Source organism: Limnobacter sp. G6BE5S (genome assembly GCF_058448965.1).
Map to the genome: position 1 here is coordinate 320,918 of NZ_JBZFLM010000002.1, position 17,126 is coordinate 338,043.

A 17,126-nucleotide genomic window follows, 5' to 3' on the forward strand; every position below is an offset into this window, starting at 1 on the left:
AGGTTAGAATCATTTAACAGTACTACACATCGGAATGACAATGGCAAAAACCTCAATCCCGGAACCCAAAGATTTGGCTTCGCAACTGCTTGAGGCCGAAGTTGCTTTCTGGCTTCAGAACCTGAAAGGTAAAAAGTTTCAGGCTTTGCTTGCCGACGAAGTGACCCATATCCTGGGAAGGTTTGAATACATTCGCCTGCGCGATGCTGTGGATGAAAACAAGGTCAAGGCCACTGCGCAACGTTATGCCGTGGAAATGGAAATTGGTGGTGCCATTCCCGAGTTGTTTGGTGAAATTGCCAATCGCATTTTTGAATTCCCAGCCAGCCAGACCACAAAGATTGGCGAGGTGGTGTCCGACTCAATCGCGACAGAATTCATCGAGAAAATATTTGAACAAGACGGTGTGCTTGATCATGCTGTCACCAACATCAGAAACAGCACGCCATTTCGGCATTTTTTGTCGGACGTCATTTTCACCGTGCTCAAAGGCTATGTATTTGAGCAAAACAACCTGATGAAATTTTCGACGGTGGCCAGCAGCACACGCAAAGTGCGGGAGTGGCTCAGCTCCAAAGCGCCCGATTTGTCAGAAGGTCTTGAAGACCGAGTGCGCAACCTGATGGAAAGTGGCGTCAAAGGTTCGCTCGAAATGGTGGATGAAACCCTGGACAACGAGCAATACCGTGAAACAGCCATGAACAGCGCTTTGGCTTTTTGGGATGTGGTGCGCGAGTGGCCGTTGACCGCGTATCGCGATTATCTGACCGAGCAAGACTTCCAGGAGTTCATGGTGCTGGGCTATGAGTTTTGGCTTGAATTCCGCAACACCGAGTACTTGAAGTCGTGCATTGATTTAGGCGTCGACTTTTTCTTTGAGAAGTATGGCGACCAGTCGTTACAAGATTTGCTGGACGACATTGGGATCACCCATGAAATGATCACGGACGAACTGGACAATTACATTCCGGATCTGGCTGCCTTGATGATCAAGGAAGGGGTTGCGGAAAGTTTCCTGCGTCGCAATTTGCTGCGTTTTTACAGCAGCAAGAAGGTGCAAGACCTTCTTGCCTGATCAATGGTTTTTTAGCCGACCGATCGTCGAAGAAAGTTAACAGCTTTTTCAGGATCTGCTGGCCAGAATCTGGAAGTCTTTTGCCCAGCCCGCTGCGCGGTCGGCCGCGTTATTGCGTTGCTCGGGCGTGGCCGAATTAAGTACATCCACAATCAGCGCAATTGTGGTCTTTTGCCGTTGTTCACTTTCCTGTTTGTCGCTTGGGCTGGACGGGGTTTGCCAAGCGTTGAGCAATCGCGCAATCTCGCGGCTTAAGGTGGCCTGGTCAATTTGACGGTTCGCTGCTGTGTTCACCAAATCCATGAATTGCTGCTGTCGCTCCAACCTGTTTTCGTAGCGCGATTCGGCCCAACGTGTTTCAGTTCGTGCCCAGGCTTCAATCTGTTTCAGTTGCACAGGGTTTAATGTGCCCAGCCAACGCTCGAATCGTTCAGTCATGCGCTCAATGGACTCGTTGACCCGTTTTTCTGCGTTTTGCATCAAACGTTCTTCGCGGTATTCCACATTGGATTTGTTAAGCGCTTGCTGAATATCCCGAATTTGATTGGGCCACAAGCCCAGCATGTTTTTTGCAATGACTGGGGCCGCCTCGTTGGCAGTGCGGCGCAGGGAGGCCCGGATTGCCTGGTTTAAGGCCTGCACTTGTGCGGCATTGACAGGTGTTACCACGCCATTGCGTGCCGCCAAAGCCTGGCGAGCCGTTTGCAATTCATTGGCCAACACCGGCAGTTCGGCATTGCGGTGCCATTCAACAATGTTGTTCAGACTTGTTTTGAGTAAAGCGGATTGTTCAGAATCGAAATCGACTTTGTTGGTCAGGTAAGTGTGCGCAAAAGTGGCCGAGTTGTTGTAACCCAGTTTGATGGCACTGCATGCTACAAGCAAGCTCAGGCAGGCCATGAGTAAAAATGTTCGGGTTCGAATTGCCGGTTTCATCACGAATTCTGGGCACTCAAAAAGTTAAAACTGTGTGTTTATGACCCAGTGAGCCAGCATTCGTTCACTGTGCGTTGAAACGATGCGCCCATTCAGGCAACGGATCCACAAATTGATTCAGTACTCCACCGTGGATACGCAGTATTTTTCGGAACGGTTCCTGGGCACTGGAGTTGTCGAGCACCCAAACATCGTCGCACAGCGGCAGGGCATTCAACACATTGTCAACGGTTCTCGGAATTCGTGCTTCAATTTTGTCTTCCGGCACTGCATGCCCGCCAGTTTCAATGCGTTGGTGCACTCGGGCCTTGTTCAAATTGCTTTGTTCAAGGTGAACAAACACCATCACCACCTGGTAGCCCAAGGCTTTGGCCTTGGCTACAAAATCAATTTTGGAGGGGTGAGAGAACACCGTTTCAAAGCAAAAGTTTTTGCCTTGTTCAAGCAAGCTGTTTCTCAGGTTCTCGGCGATTTTCGCCGCCTCGTAGCTGTGTTCTTCAGGTGCTTGCGAGAAGACATCGCGCGCAATATTGTCGGCATTAATGAATGGCATGCCCAGGGGTTCAAGCTGGGTTCGGTAAAAAGTGGTTTTTCCTGCGCCATTGCCGCCCACCAGCAGCCACAGTTGTTTCATGCCAATTTGAGTGGTGTGAACACGCCGTTGTCGAACTGACCCAGCCTGATTTTGCCCTTGACATCAATTTGTTCCAGCATGCCCGGGTGTGTGGTGCTGGCTTGGTAGCGCACCTTGTGCTGGCTAACCTCGCTTTTCAATTCACCGGTGCTGCGTTTCATGTCCAAATTGCCAAACACCCAGTCTGCGCTTACGGGTGGCGCATTGACCTGCTCCAGCTTAACGCGCAACAGGCCAGCCTTGATTTGCAACAGGGTTTCCGGGTCGAGCAGGCTTTCAACTTTTTGACCAATGCTGGCCCAGTATTCAATTTGCTCGGCTGCACTGCGGTGGTGTAGTTTACCCAGCACGGCAGCGTTGCTCATCAAATCAGACTGAATTCGAATGGGTGAAGAGGCTTTGGCCATGGTGTACTTCCTTGATTCAATACCTGTGAACGCTTTAATTGTAGCAAAATGCTACAAAATTGGCAATTCACAGGGAAATATCCAATCAAAGGTTCCTGAGTACAAATTCCTTGATGGCTTGTGCACAGGGGTAGGGCGTTTCAATCATGGGCAAGTGACCCACGCCATCGAACAAACACATTTCTGAGCGTTTAATCAGGCGCTCAAACTCGTAGGCACAGCTGATGTGGAGTACATCGTCCTCTTTGCCCCACATGACCAAGGTCGGCGCTGAAATATCCTCAAATGTGGTCTTGGTGTAATCGGGGCGACGGCTGAGCATTTCTTGAAACAGAAAGCCGTTGACGTCCCTTCGATGAATCAATTCAGTGGCAGAAAAAAAGGCAGCCGATGCGGCCAGTGCCCTGTTGTGAAAGACCAGGTCGGTCAGTTTCATGACATCCATCGGCGCACGCGGTACAAGCCGGTTTTTGCCGCGCAACACTTCGCGGATGAAGTCGGTTTCCTCGGTGCCCGGCAAGCCCAAGGCATCCATTAGCACCAGGCTGGTGACCATTTCAGGAAAGCGGGCAGCCAGAAGGCCAGCCAAGGCGCCGCCCATTGAATTGCCCACCACGTTCACTTTGTTTACGCCAATTTCAGTGAGCCAGTCGTGCAAGCGTTCGGTCTGGTCTTCCAAGCCGTAGTTGCGGTCGGGATTGAAACCGCTTTCACCCCAGCCTGGAAGGTCTGGTATCAAAATGCGAAACTGTCCCGCGAAAAATGGCAGCAATGGCAGCCAGTGTTCTTTTGCGGCAGCAAAGCCATGCATCAGCAACAGGGCAGGGCTGCTTTCCTGGCCAATTTCCAGCCAAACCAGTTTGTCTCTACCCACACCAATTCGTTTGCGGTGCACGCCCACCAAACCGCCATACCAAGGGTTTAAACGTGTAAAGCTGAACAGTTTGGGCCGCCAGTCCCTCAGCTTTTCAGGGTCTATTTCCGGCGCGTGGCGCAGAAAAGCTTCACCGACGTGATCAAAGTATTGATCAACCAGTTTTGCGCCTTCGCTAATGGGTGTTAATTCTTTGCCTTTGGACTTGCGGACAGGTTTGGCCAAGTTGAACCTTCTATTTTTAGTATTGATACATGCTTACCAAAGCATACTTCGAAATAATCAGTGTATTTGTTATTGTCTTCATCATTCGGGGCTTGGCTTACACTGTCCTTGCAAGCCAGCCCGATATTTTTGAGTACTTCTTCAGCGTGTGTCAGGTGGCCGACATAGCCAAACCATTTACTGCACGGAATTCCTCCGGGATCAAAAGCTCGTAAGTGGCGCCCGTGCCGGGCAAGTTGGGCAAACCAGGCAGTGCTGGCAGGTTGGGGCCACGCTGGTTGCTGAAGTAAAGCCTTGAACCATCAGGTGAAAAAGCAGGCCCTGCCAATTCACTGCCACCGCCCGTAATTTGCAGCAAAATTTTCGCTGGCTGATTGGGAATCATCACCATCAGGCGCATGGCATCGCCATCTTCTGCCACGATCACATCGCCGGCCGGGCTAATCACTAAATTGTCCACGTCGTCAAAGCCGGCACCGTCGTCCAATTGGCTGTTGTCAAACACCACTTCAATCAAGTCGTTGTCGATATCGAGTGCATACACCCGGTTGTCGCCTTTGCAGGCGAAGAACACCACAGCGCGCATGGGCTTGGCTACACCACTCACGGAAGGCGCTTTCCCCTGCGGGAATTCTTGAATCCAGATGCCTTCTCCACCCCTGAACACGGTGCCCGGCACCGGCAGGCCAGCTGTGCTGGTTCGCGAGCGCACTTGGGCTTGCGGGTTTTCCGGTTCAAGAACATCCACCCACTTCACACGATGAACACGCTGGGCCACGGCAATGTCTTCTTGGTATGCACCAGCTTCGAAACCGACAATCTCCAGAACTTGAAGCTTACCTTGCTCCATGTTCAAACCCATTTGTCCGTTGACTGTGGGGCGCAAATCACCCTCGGATACAAAGCGGTACAGGCGGCCATCGCCAGCGTCTTCAGTCAAAAACAAGGTTTTGGTGGTCATGTCTACAGCCACTGCTTCATGATTGAACACACCCAGCGCAGGCAATGCACGTGCGGTGGCTGTGCTGCCCAGGGGGTCACATTCCCAGGTCACGCCGGTTTGGGTTTCTTCGCAGCTAAGCCAAGTGCCCCAGGGTGTTGCACCGCCGGCGCAGTTGCGTGCGGTACCGGTGAGAATTCTGTACGAGGATTCAATGTCACCTTGTGCATTGAACCTTAGTGCACCCACACCACCTTGTGGAGCCTCGGTTTCACTGTTGGAGACATACACCCAGCCGCCATCTTCTGTCTGGAACACAGCGCCACCGTCCGGGAACATGTGCCAGTTGTAGCCAGTCAAGCCCAGCAAATCCGGGATGCCGAGCACTGGGTTGCTTAAATGACGCGCCACCGGGCGCACAGTGAAGCCAGCCGGAGCAAGAATATTGTCCACCCCTGTGGCAACAAGTTCACCAATGCCCGCCAGCGGCCCAGCTTGCAAAGGAAGCTCCATCGCCAAAGGCCCAAGACTGGGAGGATTCACCTCGGGCGGATTGACATTCTCATTGGGGCCAGTGGGGGTGACAGTGGATGTGGACTCGTTGGAATCAGAGCCGCAGGCGTTAAGCAACGGCAAAGCCGTGACACCCACACCAAGAAACATGGCCCGCAATAGGGCACGGCGTTTGAATGAGGGAATGATGTGCTGATGCATGGTGAAACCTGTCGAAGTATTGTGAGTGGCAAATTTTTATACTGCGCAACAGAACACATGGTTTGGGTAAATCACTCAGTGTGAAATGCCACGTATTTGACATATTTCATTGTGAAAGACAAGTCATCTAGAAACGCTGCTCTTTTCTGTTTTCAATCCTTTCTGGCGCTTTTCCAGTACAAGTTTGAATAACAGAGAAAGGTGACGGGATGAAGCGGCGTGATGTATTGAAAGCAATGGCAGCAAGTGGCCTCGTGGGGTGTGGCGGAGACAATTTACTCACCAACAGCCCCGCCGGTCCAGCAGATCCCTCTGAACCCGGGCCGGGCGCGGGTTCGCCTATCGCCAGCAATGAATTTGAACAGGTTTTGCCGCAACCAGGTTTCGAACCAGCAGGTTTTGATTTTCCCATGGTGTTGGCCATGCCTTTTGCGCACGGTGTGGCCAGTGGAGACCCCTTGGCTGACCGGGTTATTTTGTGGACCCGAATCACCTTGCCGGAATACCCGGCACAGGGTGTGCAAGTGCGTTGGTTGGTCAGCACCACGCCCGACATGAACAATATTGTGCGGCGCGGCACGCAACGCGTGGTGGCGGAAAATGATTACACCCTGAAAGTGGATGCACAGGGTTTGCAGCCTGCCACCACTTACTACTATCAATTTGTAACCGGGCCTCACAGCAGCATTGTGGGCCGCACGCGCACTGCGCCCGCAAGCATGGTGTCGGCGATTCGACTGGCCGTGGTGTCGTGTTCCAGTTACTGGTCAAGCACCTGGAGTGGTTATGGGGCGATTGCGCAACGCGACGATCTGGATTTGGTGATTCACTGCGGCGATTACATTTATGATTTTGTGGACGAAGACGAACAGGTTCGGGCGCGCAGAAACATTGAAGATACAGCCTATGTGGATTATCGCGACTGGTTGAATATTGACGAATGCCGCCGACGTTATGCGCTGTTTCGTTCAGACCCCAATTTGATGGCGGCGCACCAGCAACACCCGTGGTTTATTACCTGGGACAACCACGACATTGATCCGGGGTTTGGCAACGAATTGCCCACCACCTTGCCTGAAGGTGTCGAGTCCACTTGCACTTTGCAAGACACCACGCGCGCTTTTTGGGAATGGACACCTTCTCGACCAGTGAAGGCCGATGGCGGCGGTGAATTTATTTTCTACCCCGATACAGAATACCCATCGCCGGTTGATCCTTTGTTGGTGTACCGAAGTTTGAACTACGGCCCGCTGGCCAGTATTCGCGCCTTGGATACCCAAAGCTATTTACCCGCCTATGGACTGGAGGCAGATGCCTCACACCTGCCCGAAGGCACGCCGACCTTGTTTGGCAAACCCCAATTTGACTGGTTGCTTTCACAATTGCGAAAAGATGAAAGCGATGGTGTGCTGTGGAAAGTGTTGAACAATCAAACCTGGATTGCACCGTGGGTGGTGCCCAATGTGGTGGGGTCGCCTGTGATGCCTTTGCCTGTTCGCTGGAACGATTACAACGTCGAGCGAAATTTGCTGATTTCGCAATTGCGTGGTGGTGCAGAAGTGCCCACGGTGAATGGTACGGTGTTCGTTTCCGGTGACATGCATGGCAACTGGATCAGCGATGTGGTGGAAGATGATCAGACTGCCGTGTTGAACGAATACCAGGTTGCACCCCCAGCGCCCACTTTGCGACAGGGCACATCGCCAGAAAATATTGCGGCAGGTTTTCAGCGGGCAGCCACCGCCAATTTGCCAGGTGTGAATTTACGCGCAGCTTCAGCCGCTGTTGAGTTTGCGCCTTCTTCAATGGGGCGAGGCGGTGCCGATGAACTTGTGGCCAACGCATTGCAGGGCAGCCCGTTTGCTGTGCATGTGGCAGCCAGCCGTGCAATTGAAACGGCCACCATGCTGGGCAACAAGCATGTTCAATTCATGGAGTGGGTTGAACACGGTTATGGCATTGTGCAACTGGACCAAGACAAAGCCGTGTTTGAATGCTGGTGGCAAAACAAGCTGCAAGACAACGCGCCCGATGTATTGGGTGTGCAAATGGTGAGTTTTGCGAACGATGAGCCCACACGCTTGCCAACGCCCCGATTTAAAAACCAGGTCGATTCAGTCACCCTGCATGGCATGCCCGTTCAGCCCAGTAGCAGTTCACGCACTGCGCCATTGGCGCCCATGCCCGCACAAGTGCTGGCGCGTTAACTTGAATGCAGCAGCAACTGAAGCAGGTTGATAATTAATAAAACAACCGCGATGACTTGCCACAGCACCACCGGGTTTTTTTCAATCAGTGGTTGCCTGGCCACGCTGGCTTCCAGTTTGGTGTTGGGCACAGTCAGGTCTTGCAAAAATTCGCTAAGCGCATCGTAGCGGTAGCGGGGGTTGGGCTGCAGCGCTTTGCGCAAGCAGGCTTCAACCCACAAAGGCAAGTCACGGCGCGGGTGGTTGGCTGCAATGTAGCGCATGTCGCTGTAGCTTTTTAGCGTGACCTGTTTCACGGTTTTTTCTGCAAAGGGCAGGGCGCCTGTCAGCATTTCATACACCACCACAGCCAGTGAAAACAAATCGGATTTGAATGTGCCCACTTCACCCATCAGGTATTCGGGAGCCACATAATTCACGCTGCCTTGCGGCACTGATTTGTCCAGCGGTGAAATCAGCTCATCTGCACCGGCAATCAGCACGGTACCGAAATCCAGAATTTTCACGCAACCTTCGGAATTGATCATGATGTTTTCAGGCTTGATGTCCTGATGAACCATGTCGGCTCGCTGAAATGCACGAAGCCCCGCCACCACCTGCTTTATGATCCGCCGCACCGCGTCCATGCCGGGCTTGGGGTTGTCGTACATCCATTCCCGCAGGTTAATGCCCTCAATGTATTCGCCCAAATAGTACAAAAACTGTTTGGGGCGTTTGGGCACGTGGGTTCGCATGACATTCACGTGCTGGATACTTTGCCCCACCCATTCTTCGCGCACAAAACCGTTGAGGTACATCGCGTCTTCCGCGAAATTCAGCGACGGAGTTTTCAGGGTGAATTGCTCGCCACTTTCCGTGCAGCGCACGCGGTACATGTGGCTGCGTGTGCCACTGAAAATAATTTCCTGCACCTCGTAGCCATCAATTTTATTGCCCACCTGCAGCACAGGCGGTATGGGCAATTGCGTCAGCTTGCGGTGCACTTCGTCCAACGTTTCCTGGGGCAGGGCATCGACTGCCATTAACAACACAGTCAAGTTGTCATCGCTGCCCGCTTTTAAGGCAGCTTGCGCCATGTGCTTGGCCAGCAACTCCAGATCAGTGGTTCCGTGCTGGGCAATCAAAGCCAGTAGTTCGGGGCGCTTAAGCACACCATGAACACCGTCGGTACTCAGCAACACCAGGTCACCCACCTGCAAATCATGGGTGCTGTAGTCCAGCTCCAGGTGCCGGTCTGCACCCAATGCGCGCGACAGGTATTCCTGTCCGCGTTCAGTGCGCACATGGTCTTGTGTCAACCGTTCGATCGCATCCCCACGCACGTGATACACACGGGAATCGCCCACGTGAAAACAATGCAGGGTGTTTGATTTCAACACCACGGCACTGAAGGTGGTCAACAGGCTGTCGTTGTGGCTGGCCCGGTTGGTGTTTTGTTGATATATCCAGGCGTTCAGGCTGGAAATAATTTGCCGGGCCGACTTGTGAACACTCCAGGTGTAGGGCGTTGAAAAGTAATCATCGATGAAGCTGGTCACTGAAGTTTGACTGGCCACATGGGAGTCTGCACAACTGCTGACCCCATCGGCAATGGCTGCTGCCGCACCTTTCAGCAAATTCGATTCAGCATGCCCGCACAAGGCTGCAAACGCATCCTGATTCACGGGCTTTGCGCCTGCAATGGAGTAACCACCGAATCGAATCTGCAGTGAGGTGCTCACCTTTTTTAACCTACCTTGATCAATTCAACCGTACCGTCTTCCTTCACCTCGGCCATGTGACCTTGGGGTTCTTCCATGAATAACAGTGTAATGAAACCAAGCACAGCGGTCAGTGCAATCACGAAAAAGAAGGCCTGGTAACTGACAAACGACAGCACAGTGAGGTAAACCACTGCACCCACATTGCCGTAAGCACCGGTCATGCCGGCAATTTGACCGGTTAGGCGGCGCTTGATCAAAGGCACTGCTGCAAATACAGCACCTTCACCGGCCTGCACAAAGAAGGAACAGGCCATGGTGGTGATCACCGCAAGCCACAATGGCCAGCTGGCGTTGGTCAAGCCCATGAGGGCGTAGCCACCAGCCAAACCGGCGGTCAGAATAAGCAGTGTGCGTTTGCGGCCAAACTTGTCACTGATCCAGCCGCCACCCGGGCGTGACATCAGGTTCATGAAGGCATACATGGAAGCCACCAGGCCCGCATACACTGGGCTTAACGAAAATGTTTCCAGATAGAACAACGGCAACATGGAGACCACAGCCAGTTCCGAACCGAATGTTGCGAAGTAAAGCACATTCAACACGGCCACTTGCTTGAATTTGTAACGGTGCAGTTCAGGTACAGGTGCCTTGAACACGTCGCTGTTTACCTTGTAGGCGCTGTAGCAGTCGTACACCAAAATCAGGATCAACGCGCCATAGATACCTGTTGCAGCAGCAGCCGAGAGCATGTTGACGCCTTCGGGCGACAGCTTCCATGTGAGCAAAGCCAGCGCACCGTACATGGGTAATTTCATCAGCAGCATAAAATAGAAATCGCTCACGCTGGTCACTTCCATGCCACCGCTTTTTTTGGGCTTGAAGTAAGTGGAACCCTTGGGGGTATCGGATACATTGAAGTACCACAACACGCTAAACGCCAGGCACAGTGCGCCTGTGATTGCGATTGCATAGCGCCAGCCATCGGGGCCACCAAACATCAGGGCTATTGTGGGCAAAAGCATGGCCGCGCCAGCGGAACCAAAGTTGCCCCAGCCACCGTAAATGCCCTCGGCCGTGCCCAATTGGTGGGCCGGAAACCATTCACTGACCATGCGAATGCCGATCACGAACCCGGCACCAATGAAACCGAGTAAAAACCGTGAAATGGCAGCTTGCGCAAAATCAGTTGAAAAGGCAAACATGAAGCACGGAAATGCAGACACAAACAGCAAGACCGCATACACAATCCGGGGGCCAAATTTGTCGGTCAGCATGCCGATCAGTATTCGGGCTGGAATGGTCAGTGCCACGTTCAGAATCAGCAGGGTTTTAACCTGTTCCTTGCTCAGGCTCAGCGACTCGGCAATGGCACCGAGCATGGGGGCATGGTTGAACCAGACGAAAAATGTAATAAAAAATACCATCCAGCTCATGTGCAGAATTTTCATTTTTCCTGCAAAAGAAAACAGATTGAGTTTTGCGTGATCGTTCATGGCGCGTGCTCACTTTGAATTAAAAATAAAAAGCGCCCACCCTTGATACGAATCTGTCGATCCAATCAATAGGTGAGCGCCGTTGCCCGTTTTTGCTGCATTGAATTGTTGTTTCGCACTTAAAAAGTGCGGGCAATCCTCTCGAACAGTGCAAATTCCACCTTTGGAATGCATTTTGTCCGTATACATGTTGCAATGCAGAAAACGTGCCAACTCAGCAACACTGAACCAAGGCGATCTGTTGTTGTCTATGAAATATCGATAAAATAAAGTGGGTTTTACCAGCAGCAACGTCAGCAGTGAAAGGTGATTCAAATGCGAATGTTTAGCGTGTCAACAAGTGTTGTGGTCGGGTCTGCATTGCTTTTGAGTGCGTGCGTGTCCATGTACAGCGTCCGACCCGTGGTGGCCGAGAATCAGGTACCTGTTCAAAATCAGGGTTTCGAGTCGCTAAGCTCAAAGAAAAAGCACATGGTGCAAGTGGGTTCCGTTTACAACTCAATGCGGCAGTTTGACAATCCGCGCTTCAATGTCACTTTTGTCAATAACGGAAAATTTCCGGTCGAGTTTTCAACTGAAAACGTCACTGTGACCTTCAACGGTGAGCCAGCCGCTGTGGTCAGTTACGAGGCGCAAATCCAGGATGTACAGAATCGCTTGTCCTTCTATGGCATGCGAGCCCCCATTTTTTATTCGCCTTTTTATCACTCACCATTTCATCGTGGTTTTCATGGTGGCAGTGTGTTTTTGCACACCGACTTCAATGACCGTGTAGACGTTCAGCAGGCGTTTGCCGATTTTGAGCGGATTCAAAAGTACAGCTTGAAACCCAGGGTGGTTCGCCCTGGTGAACAAACACAAGGCGAGATAATTGTGTCCAGAAAATTGTCGGCCAGCAGTGCGCAAGACATTACGGTGACTGTGCGTGTTGATGACGACACGCACAAATTTGATTTTGGTTACCTTCAAACAAACTGAGTTGAACCAGCTCACTGGAGTTCAGCGATTTTCCTGAACTCCTGAAGTTTGGTACGCAAAAACAGAATCATTGCCTCTCGGTCGTGTAGTTCAGCGCTCAGGTATTCCACCACAGTAGAAAGTTGTTCCACCTCGGCAGATCGTTTTTGTATCAACTCACTGGCACGCTCTTGCAGCTTGGCCAACTGCCTGCACAGGGCGTCATTTTCAATTAACAAAGTATCCATCGATTTGTTCATGCAGGCAGCGGCTTTCATGGTGCGATTCCTTTTTTGAATCAGTGCAGGGCGCCACCCGCAACAGGCCGGTTGTGGCTTTGCAGGGTGGGGTGCTCCAAAGCTTTTTTAATTCGTTGAATTTCGGCTTGCGCAAAGCCCATCATGCCAAGTAAATCCCGAAAGGCTTTGGCTTCAAAGCGCATGGTCATGTAGTGAAGGCACAGTGAGACCACCTCTGTTTCTTGACAGTAATAGACTGAGCCATTTTCACTACCGGCCAACCACTGGCCAAGTTGGGCGGTACAGTTTTCCTGCTGCATGAAGAACTCCCGTTTTATTCAAATGAGAATTCATCGTAAATGATAACTATTATCAATACAAGTGGTTTTTTGAGATTTTTAGTGCAGACGGTGTCTAGTTGATGCTCACCTTGCGAACAACTGTCAATTTGTTGCCGACGGGACTGTTTTGTTCACCCAGAATCCCTTTCTCGGTCACCAACAAATCGGTGTTTGAAAACAGGGGCGGTCGCCCCTGCATGACTTGAGACGTACCTGTTGAGAAGGTCAGTGGATTAAAACCATCCACTTGCTCGCCCAGGAAGTTAAGTTTGATGACCTGCCCGGTGAAAAAGTAACTTACCGCGAAGCCATCGGAAAGAATTGAGAAATCATCGGGCAAACTTTCCAGTGTTGCCAACACCAAGGGCATACCAGCCGAACCGTCTTTTTGAATTGGCACCACATTCAAACGGCCCAAGTTGGGTATTTCAGAATCAGTGAAGTAAAGCAGGTTGCCACGGCGTTGAATACCATTTGGAAAACGACCAGCCAGGTCTAGCCAGGTGGTTTGGTTGTCAACTTTCAGCGGATTGTTGGCGGCCATTTTAAGCTTCACGATCTTTGGTGATGGTAATCCCCCAGTGGCGATCGGACCATCTACTGCGTACAGTGTTTGGCCATCACCGCTGCTGGTAAGCCCGTTGGCAAAAGCCATGCTGTCGTAATTGAACACAGGTGCAATCAACGTCGGTGATTGATTCAGCGCCCCGGCCCACAGGGTGCCGTCACCGCAGTTGGCATACAGGGTGTTTCTGGCAATTGCCAAGCCAGTGAAATTGCAAGTCCCGTTCGATACCGTCTTGGCCACAAATTCATTGTTGGTTTTTACGACCTCGATCACGGACTGCCCACCGGATACAAACAGTCGCCCATCATTTGAGAAAATCATGTTCTCGGCATCGGGAACGGTCAGTAATTCTTGCAGGCTTGCACACGCGTTGTTAAAGCAAGGTGAGTTCTGTTCAAGTGACGATGCGGTGGTGCGTGTTGTCGGCCCAGCCACAGGCTCTTCACCCGTGCATGCAACCAACGTAGGCAGCAACAGGAAAAGCGGACAGGCAAGCAAGGGGCGAATGCGCATACAAGAAACTCCAGATGAGATGAAACTTGTACTTTGTCGGCAAAAGTTTGGATGTAATAATGAAGAAAAGACAACTTGGCTGGAGAAGCGTGATGTTTAAAAAACTCGATGCAGGATTGCTATTGGCGTTGGTGTTTTTCTGGTCTGGCGCGGTGAAAGCCACTGAAGCCGTGCCTGTGCCGCTTGCCCAGTTGCCGGCCACGTTTAAAGGCAATTTGCCATGTGCCAACTGTGAAGGCATTCAAACAAATATTACCTTGCAAGCCGATGGCAGCTTTTTCTCTCGCCAAATCTATACGGGGCAACCGTCTCCCAACCAAGCAAATGATTTGGGGCGTTGGGTGATGTCGCATCATGGCAATGTGTTGGTCATGCAGGGACAAAACTCACAAATTCGATATTTTCGGGTGAAATCCGCTGAGGCAATTGAAATGCTGGACCTGGAAGCGCGAACCATTTTTTCAGATCTCAACTACCAGTTAATGCGCACTGCATCTGTTGACTCTCTGGATTTGAAACTGTTTCCGCTTAACGGACTTTATCAATATCTGGCAGATGCAGCCCTGTTTACCGAATGTGCAAGTGGACTGGCTTTTCCGGTGGTGCCCACTGGCGACAATATAAAGCTCGAGCAGGCTTATCTGCAGCGCCGCGAGCAACCTGCTCAAGCGCTTTTGGCCACACTGTATGCACACATCAAGCCCGCACCTTCCATGGAAGGCAATCGCTTGGTACCCAGCGTGCATCCCTTGCGTTTTGAATCCATCGCACAAGCAGATTGTTCCCCACGCTTGTATTCAGCCAATTTGAAAGATCAATTCTGGACACTGGTCCAACTCAGCGGAAAGCTCGTGGTGTTGCCCGAGAATGGGCGTCCACCGGGCTTGATGTTTCATGCAGAGAACAACCGTTTGAGTGGTTCGGGCGGCTGCAACCAGCTTGTGGGCACTTATTCGGTGGAAGGGAATTCGATTCAGACCAACATGATTGCCGCCACCCGCATGGCTTGTTTGCAAGCAGGCAACGTCGATGATGAATTAATCATGACGCTGACCCAGGTTAAAAGCTGGAACATTCTGGGCCAGCGTATGGAGTTGTACGACCAGCTTGGACGTTTGCTGGTCCGGTTCGAAGCGCGTTGAACGGCAGTCGCTTTGTGGCCTGATCAGTTTGGCAGCAACTCAAAGGTAAGGCCTGCGTGTTGTTGCAACCTGCCGATCAGTTGTTCGCCCATGAGCGAAGCGGGGGTCCAGAATCCGCCTGGCTGTTCCTGAATGTCCAAAGCCAGGCAGACCACCGCCTCACCCAGCATTTTCCCGGTTGAACCATAACCAGGGTCCATGTCTCCGGTCACTTTTGCGGTCAGCTTGTTGCCTTTGCTGCCAGTACCGTAAAAGCGAAGATCATACGAGCCACGTTTCTGAGAACTTTCGCTTGGCCCTTCGCCTGGTTTGGGTACCACAAACTTTTCAAGCGCCCAGCGTGTTGGTGGCAGTGCAGCACCGATCAAAAAGCCAGCCATACCACCGGCCAGCCCCATTGCCGTTAGTCGGCCTTTGAATCCGTTGCCAGTCATCATGGCTTCATCGTATTTGAATTCTTTGCCATACCCATAGTTTTGCAGGGCATTGCTTCGATGGACCACGCGCGTGTTGATGCCCGCCATCACAAAAGGAGCCAGCCAGCTTTTAGCAACAGGGTCAAACTCTGCAAAGCTCACATTGGGTTGGCGTGCAGCCAGGCGGGCAGGGGAGATCAAATAAGGATTGGCCAGTTTTTTCGCGAGAGAGCGGTCGGCTGCAACTTCGCGGGTCACGTTGATCATGCTGGCCACGGTGCCACCCGAAAACTCACCTTTAAGTTTTCTAACCCGCATGCGGATTTGTTGGCAAGGCTCGCCATATTGCACGCTGGCTGCTTTCTGCAAAAACAACACCCCAAGATCCGAGGGGATTGAATCGAATCCACAGCAATGCACAATGCGTGCGCCGCTTTTTTTTGCTGTTTCTTCATGGGCCTCGATCATTCGCGCGATCCATTGCACCTCACCGGTCAGGTCGCAATAATCGGTTCCCGTTTCGGCACAAATTTTCACCAGGCTTGAGCCATAAAGGGCGTAAGGCCCAACAGTTGAAACAACCACTTTGGTTTTGGCACACAGGGTTTGCAGGTCATCTTCTTTGCTGGCGTTGGCCAACACAACAGGAAGTTCACGGGCCTGTTCGCCCAAGCGATTTTTAAGCACAGCCAGCTTATCGGAGTCACGACCAGCAATGGCCCATTTGATTTCGCCGTTCAAGCCATGTCGCTTCCACAAATACTGCACCAGAATCTGGCCCACAAAGCTGGTTGCTCCAAAGACAATCAAATCGAATTCTTTGTTTTTCATTGCACTGTATCTCCTGAAGTTATTGTGTTTTGCGAGATTCTCTCACACTCAATAAACCTTGTACTGATATTCCGAATACTGATTATTTATAGGCCCTAAGGGTGATAAGCAGTGACCGGAGCTTTAACCCGATCGGGGGGACGCAAATTGGATGTGGAATATTTAAGGTGAGTCCATACTTTGGAGAACTCCATGCCCAGTCTTTCAGCAGTCAATTTTCTCTCAGATTCAAGCTCGCAATTGTTGCCTTTCTGGATTGCGATTGCACAAACCGATCATGAACTGGAACTGGCTGCGAAAGCCCGTCATCTGGCCTACGGCAAACACCTTCCCTTGTTGGGCGCAAAACTGGCATTGCCTGATACAGATGATCGCCACCCTGACTCGGCTGTCTTGCTTGCTTTCTCAAAGCTCGACGGCAGTTGCATTGGTACTGTCCGGGTTCAAATTGCCAAGCAACAACAACTTCGTCTTGAAGAATCTTTTGTATTGCCCAAAGCCTTGAAAAGCGGGCGAATCGCCGAAATATCCAGGCTGGCCATACCGGCGCGTTCCAACGGGCTTGCGTTAAGGCTGATGCTGATCAAAGCGGCTTACTGGTATAGCCGTGCAAACTCGGTCGATCGCTGTTTCCTGTGCGTGCGCTTTCCGGTCGATCGGCAGTACCGCCGGTTTGAACTGGAGGATGTTCTACAGCCCGGTGAGTTTGTCGAGATGAATCACATCGGCATGATTCCTCATCGAATACTCTGGTTTGATGTATTCACAATTGAAGCCCGTTGGTTGCTGAGTACAAACCCACTGCACTCCGTTTATTTCTCAAGTTCTCATCCTGATTTGTTGCAAAACATCCAGATGCGTACTTTGCAACTGGAAACGCAAAGCAAACTGCGTTCAATTGGATGATGTTT

16 protein-coding genes are annotated in these 17,126 nt (G+C 51.6%); 5 read left to right on the plus strand and 11 right to left on the minus strand.

Annotated elements, in window-relative coordinates; all coding sequences use genetic code 11:
* Positions 1–40 precede the first annotated feature (40 nt).
* Positions 41–1,075: a hypothetical protein gene (locus ACVL1J_RS04655; RefSeq protein ID WP_341237157.1), complete on the plus strand. Its 1,035-nt coding sequence runs from the start codon at positions 41–43 to the stop codon at positions 1,073–1,075.
* Positions 1,076–1,123: 48 nt separating this feature from the next.
* Here ACVL1J_RS04655 and ACVL1J_RS04660 read toward each other — a convergent pair whose 3' ends face one another.
* The 5 genes from ACVL1J_RS04660 to ACVL1J_RS04680 form a co-directional block, all read right to left on the minus strand.
* Complete coding sequence (locus ACVL1J_RS04660) at positions 1,124–2,011, minus strand: DUF6279 family lipoprotein (RefSeq protein WP_341237156.1); 888 nt, start codon at positions 2,009–2,011, stop codon at positions 1,124–1,126.
* Positions 2,012–2,075: 64 nt separating this feature from the next.
* Complete coding sequence (locus ACVL1J_RS04665; protein ID WP_159570010.1) at positions 2,076–2,645, minus strand: ATPase; 570 nt, start codon at positions 2,643–2,645, stop codon at positions 2,076–2,078.
* Entirely contained in the window at positions 2,642–3,052 is a 411-nt protein-coding gene (locus tag ACVL1J_RS04670; protein WP_341237155.1) for a TA system antitoxin ParD family protein, read from the minus strand. The genes ACVL1J_RS04665 and ACVL1J_RS04670 overlap by 4 nt, the downstream gene beginning before the upstream one ends.
* A gap of 85 nt (positions 3,053–3,137) precedes the next feature.
* Entirely contained in the window at positions 3,138–4,151 is a 1,014-nt protein-coding gene (locus ACVL1J_RS04675; protein ID WP_341237154.1) for an alpha/beta fold hydrolase, read from the minus strand.
* 151 nt (positions 4,152–4,302) lie between these two features.
* Positions 4,303–5,805 carry an alkaline phosphatase PhoX gene (locus ACVL1J_RS04680; protein ID WP_341237153.1) on the minus strand — a complete coding sequence of 501 codons (1,503 nt, stop codon included), beginning with the start codon at positions 5,803–5,805 and terminating at the stop codon, positions 4,303–4,305.
* A 209-nt stretch (positions 5,806–6,014) separates the two neighbouring features.
* Between ACVL1J_RS04680 and ACVL1J_RS04685 the strand changes: the two genes are divergently transcribed.
* On the plus strand, positions 6,015–8,012 hold the full coding sequence (locus tag ACVL1J_RS04685; RefSeq protein ID WP_341237152.1) for an alkaline phosphatase D family protein: 1,998 nt from the start codon (positions 6,015–6,017) through the stop codon (positions 8,010–8,012).
* Here the strand turns inward: ACVL1J_RS04685 and ACVL1J_RS04690 are convergent.
* Positions 8,009–9,733, minus strand: coding sequence for a bifunctional protein-serine/threonine kinase/phosphatase (locus ACVL1J_RS04690; RefSeq protein ID WP_341237151.1), 1,725 nt, complete (start codon positions 9,731–9,733; stop codon positions 8,009–8,011). The two genes, ACVL1J_RS04685 and ACVL1J_RS04690, sit on opposite strands and share 4 nt — an antisense overlap.
* 5 nt (positions 9,734–9,738) lie before the next feature.
* Complete coding sequence (locus ACVL1J_RS04695; RefSeq protein ID WP_341237150.1) at positions 9,739–11,208, minus strand: NarK family nitrate/nitrite MFS transporter; 1,470 nt, start codon at positions 11,206–11,208, stop codon at positions 9,739–9,741.
* Between the two features lie 315 nt (positions 11,209–11,523).
* On the opposite strand from ACVL1J_RS04695, the gene ACVL1J_RS04700 reads away from it, so the two are divergent.
* Positions 11,524–12,186, plus strand: coding sequence for a hypothetical protein (locus ACVL1J_RS04700; RefSeq protein ID WP_341237149.1), 663 nt, complete (start codon positions 11,524–11,526; stop codon positions 12,184–12,186).
* A gap of 11 nt (positions 12,187–12,197) precedes the next feature.
* On the opposite strand, the gene ACVL1J_RS04705 is transcribed toward ACVL1J_RS04700, so the two are convergent.
* The 3 genes from ACVL1J_RS04705 to ACVL1J_RS04715 all read right to left on the minus strand — a co-directional run bounded on the left by ACVL1J_RS04705 (position 12,198) and on the right by ACVL1J_RS04715 (position 13,826).
* Entirely contained in the window at positions 12,198–12,443 is a 246-nt protein-coding gene (locus tag ACVL1J_RS04705; protein ID WP_159570024.1) for a hypothetical protein, read from the minus strand.
* A gap of 20 nt (positions 12,444–12,463) precedes the next feature.
* Positions 12,464–12,724, minus strand: coding sequence for a hypothetical protein (locus tag ACVL1J_RS04710; RefSeq protein WP_159570026.1), 261 nt, complete (start codon positions 12,722–12,724; stop codon positions 12,464–12,466).
* A 94-nt stretch (positions 12,725–12,818) separates the two neighbouring features.
* Entirely contained in the window at positions 12,819–13,826 is a 1,008-nt protein-coding gene (locus ACVL1J_RS04715) for a hypothetical protein (RefSeq protein ID WP_341237148.1), read from the minus strand.
* Positions 13,827–13,918: 92 nt separating this feature from the next.
* Between ACVL1J_RS04715 and ACVL1J_RS04720 the strand changes: the two genes are divergently transcribed.
* Positions 13,919–14,968, plus strand: coding sequence for an META domain-containing protein (locus tag ACVL1J_RS04720; protein WP_341237147.1), 1,050 nt, complete (start codon positions 13,919–13,921; stop codon positions 14,966–14,968).
* A gap of 23 nt (positions 14,969–14,991) precedes the next feature.
* Here ACVL1J_RS04720 and ACVL1J_RS04725 read toward each other — a convergent pair whose 3' ends face one another.
* Positions 14,992–16,215: a saccharopine dehydrogenase family protein gene (locus ACVL1J_RS04725; RefSeq protein ID WP_341237146.1), complete on the minus strand. Its 1,224-nt coding sequence runs from the start codon at positions 16,213–16,215 to the stop codon at positions 14,992–14,994.
* 192 nt (positions 16,216–16,407) lie between these two features.
* Between ACVL1J_RS04725 and ACVL1J_RS04730 the strand changes: the two genes are divergently transcribed.
* A complete protein-coding gene (locus tag ACVL1J_RS04730) occupies positions 16,408–17,121 on the plus strand; it encodes an N-acyl amino acid synthase FeeM domain-containing protein (RefSeq protein WP_159570033.1) in 714 nt (237 codons plus the stop codon).
* The last annotated feature ends 5 nt before the right edge of the window (positions 17,122–17,126 follow it).

Bases quoted from the DNA above. Each gene is read 5' to 3' on its own strand.
- ACVL1J_RS04655 (WP_341237157.1), top strand. From the start codon at position 41: ATGGCAAAAACCTCAATCCCGGAACCCAAAGATTTGGCTTCGCAACTG.
- ACVL1J_RS04660 (WP_341237156.1), bottom strand. From the start codon at position 2,011: ATGAAACCGGCAATTCGAACCCGAACATTTTTACTCATGGCCTGCCTG.
- ACVL1J_RS04665 (WP_159570010.1), bottom strand. From the start codon at position 2,645: ATGAAACAACTGTGGCTGCTGGTGGGCGGCAATGGCGCAGGAAAAACC.
- ACVL1J_RS04670 (WP_341237155.1), bottom strand. From the start codon at position 3,052: ATGGCCAAAGCCTCTTCACCCATTCGAATTCAGTCTGATTTGATGAGC.
- ACVL1J_RS04680 (WP_341237153.1), bottom strand. From the start codon at position 5,805: ATGCATCAGCACATCATTCCCTCATTCAAACGCCGTGCCCTATTGCGG.
- ACVL1J_RS04685 (WP_341237152.1), top strand. From the start codon at position 6,015: ATGAAGCGGCGTGATGTATTGAAAGCAATGGCAGCAAGTGGCCTCGTG.
- ACVL1J_RS04695 (WP_341237150.1), bottom strand. From the start codon at position 11,208: ATGAACGATCACGCAAAACTCAATCTGTTTTCTTTTGCAGGAAAAATG.
- ACVL1J_RS04700 (WP_341237149.1), top strand. From the start codon at position 11,524: ATGCGAATGTTTAGCGTGTCAACAAGTGTTGTGGTCGGGTCTGCATTG.
- ACVL1J_RS04705 (WP_159570024.1), bottom strand. From the start codon at position 12,443: ATGAAAGCCGCTGCCTGCATGAACAAATCGATGGATACTTTGTTAATT.
- ACVL1J_RS04710 (WP_159570026.1), bottom strand. From the start codon at position 12,724: ATGCAGCAGGAAAACTGTACCGCCCAACTTGGCCAGTGGTTGGCCGGT.
- ACVL1J_RS04715 (WP_341237148.1), bottom strand. From the start codon at position 13,826: ATGCGCATTCGCCCCTTGCTTGCCTGTCCGCTTTTCCTGTTGCTGCCT.
- ACVL1J_RS04720 (WP_341237147.1), top strand. From the start codon at position 13,919: ATGTTTAAAAAACTCGATGCAGGATTGCTATTGGCGTTGGTGTTTTTC.
- ACVL1J_RS04725 (WP_341237146.1), bottom strand. From the start codon at position 16,215: ATGAAAAACAAAGAATTCGATTTGATTGTCTTTGGAGCAACCAGCTTT.
- ACVL1J_RS04730 (WP_159570033.1), top strand. From the start codon at position 16,408: ATGCCCAGTCTTTCAGCAGTCAATTTTCTCTCAGATTCAAGCTCGCAA.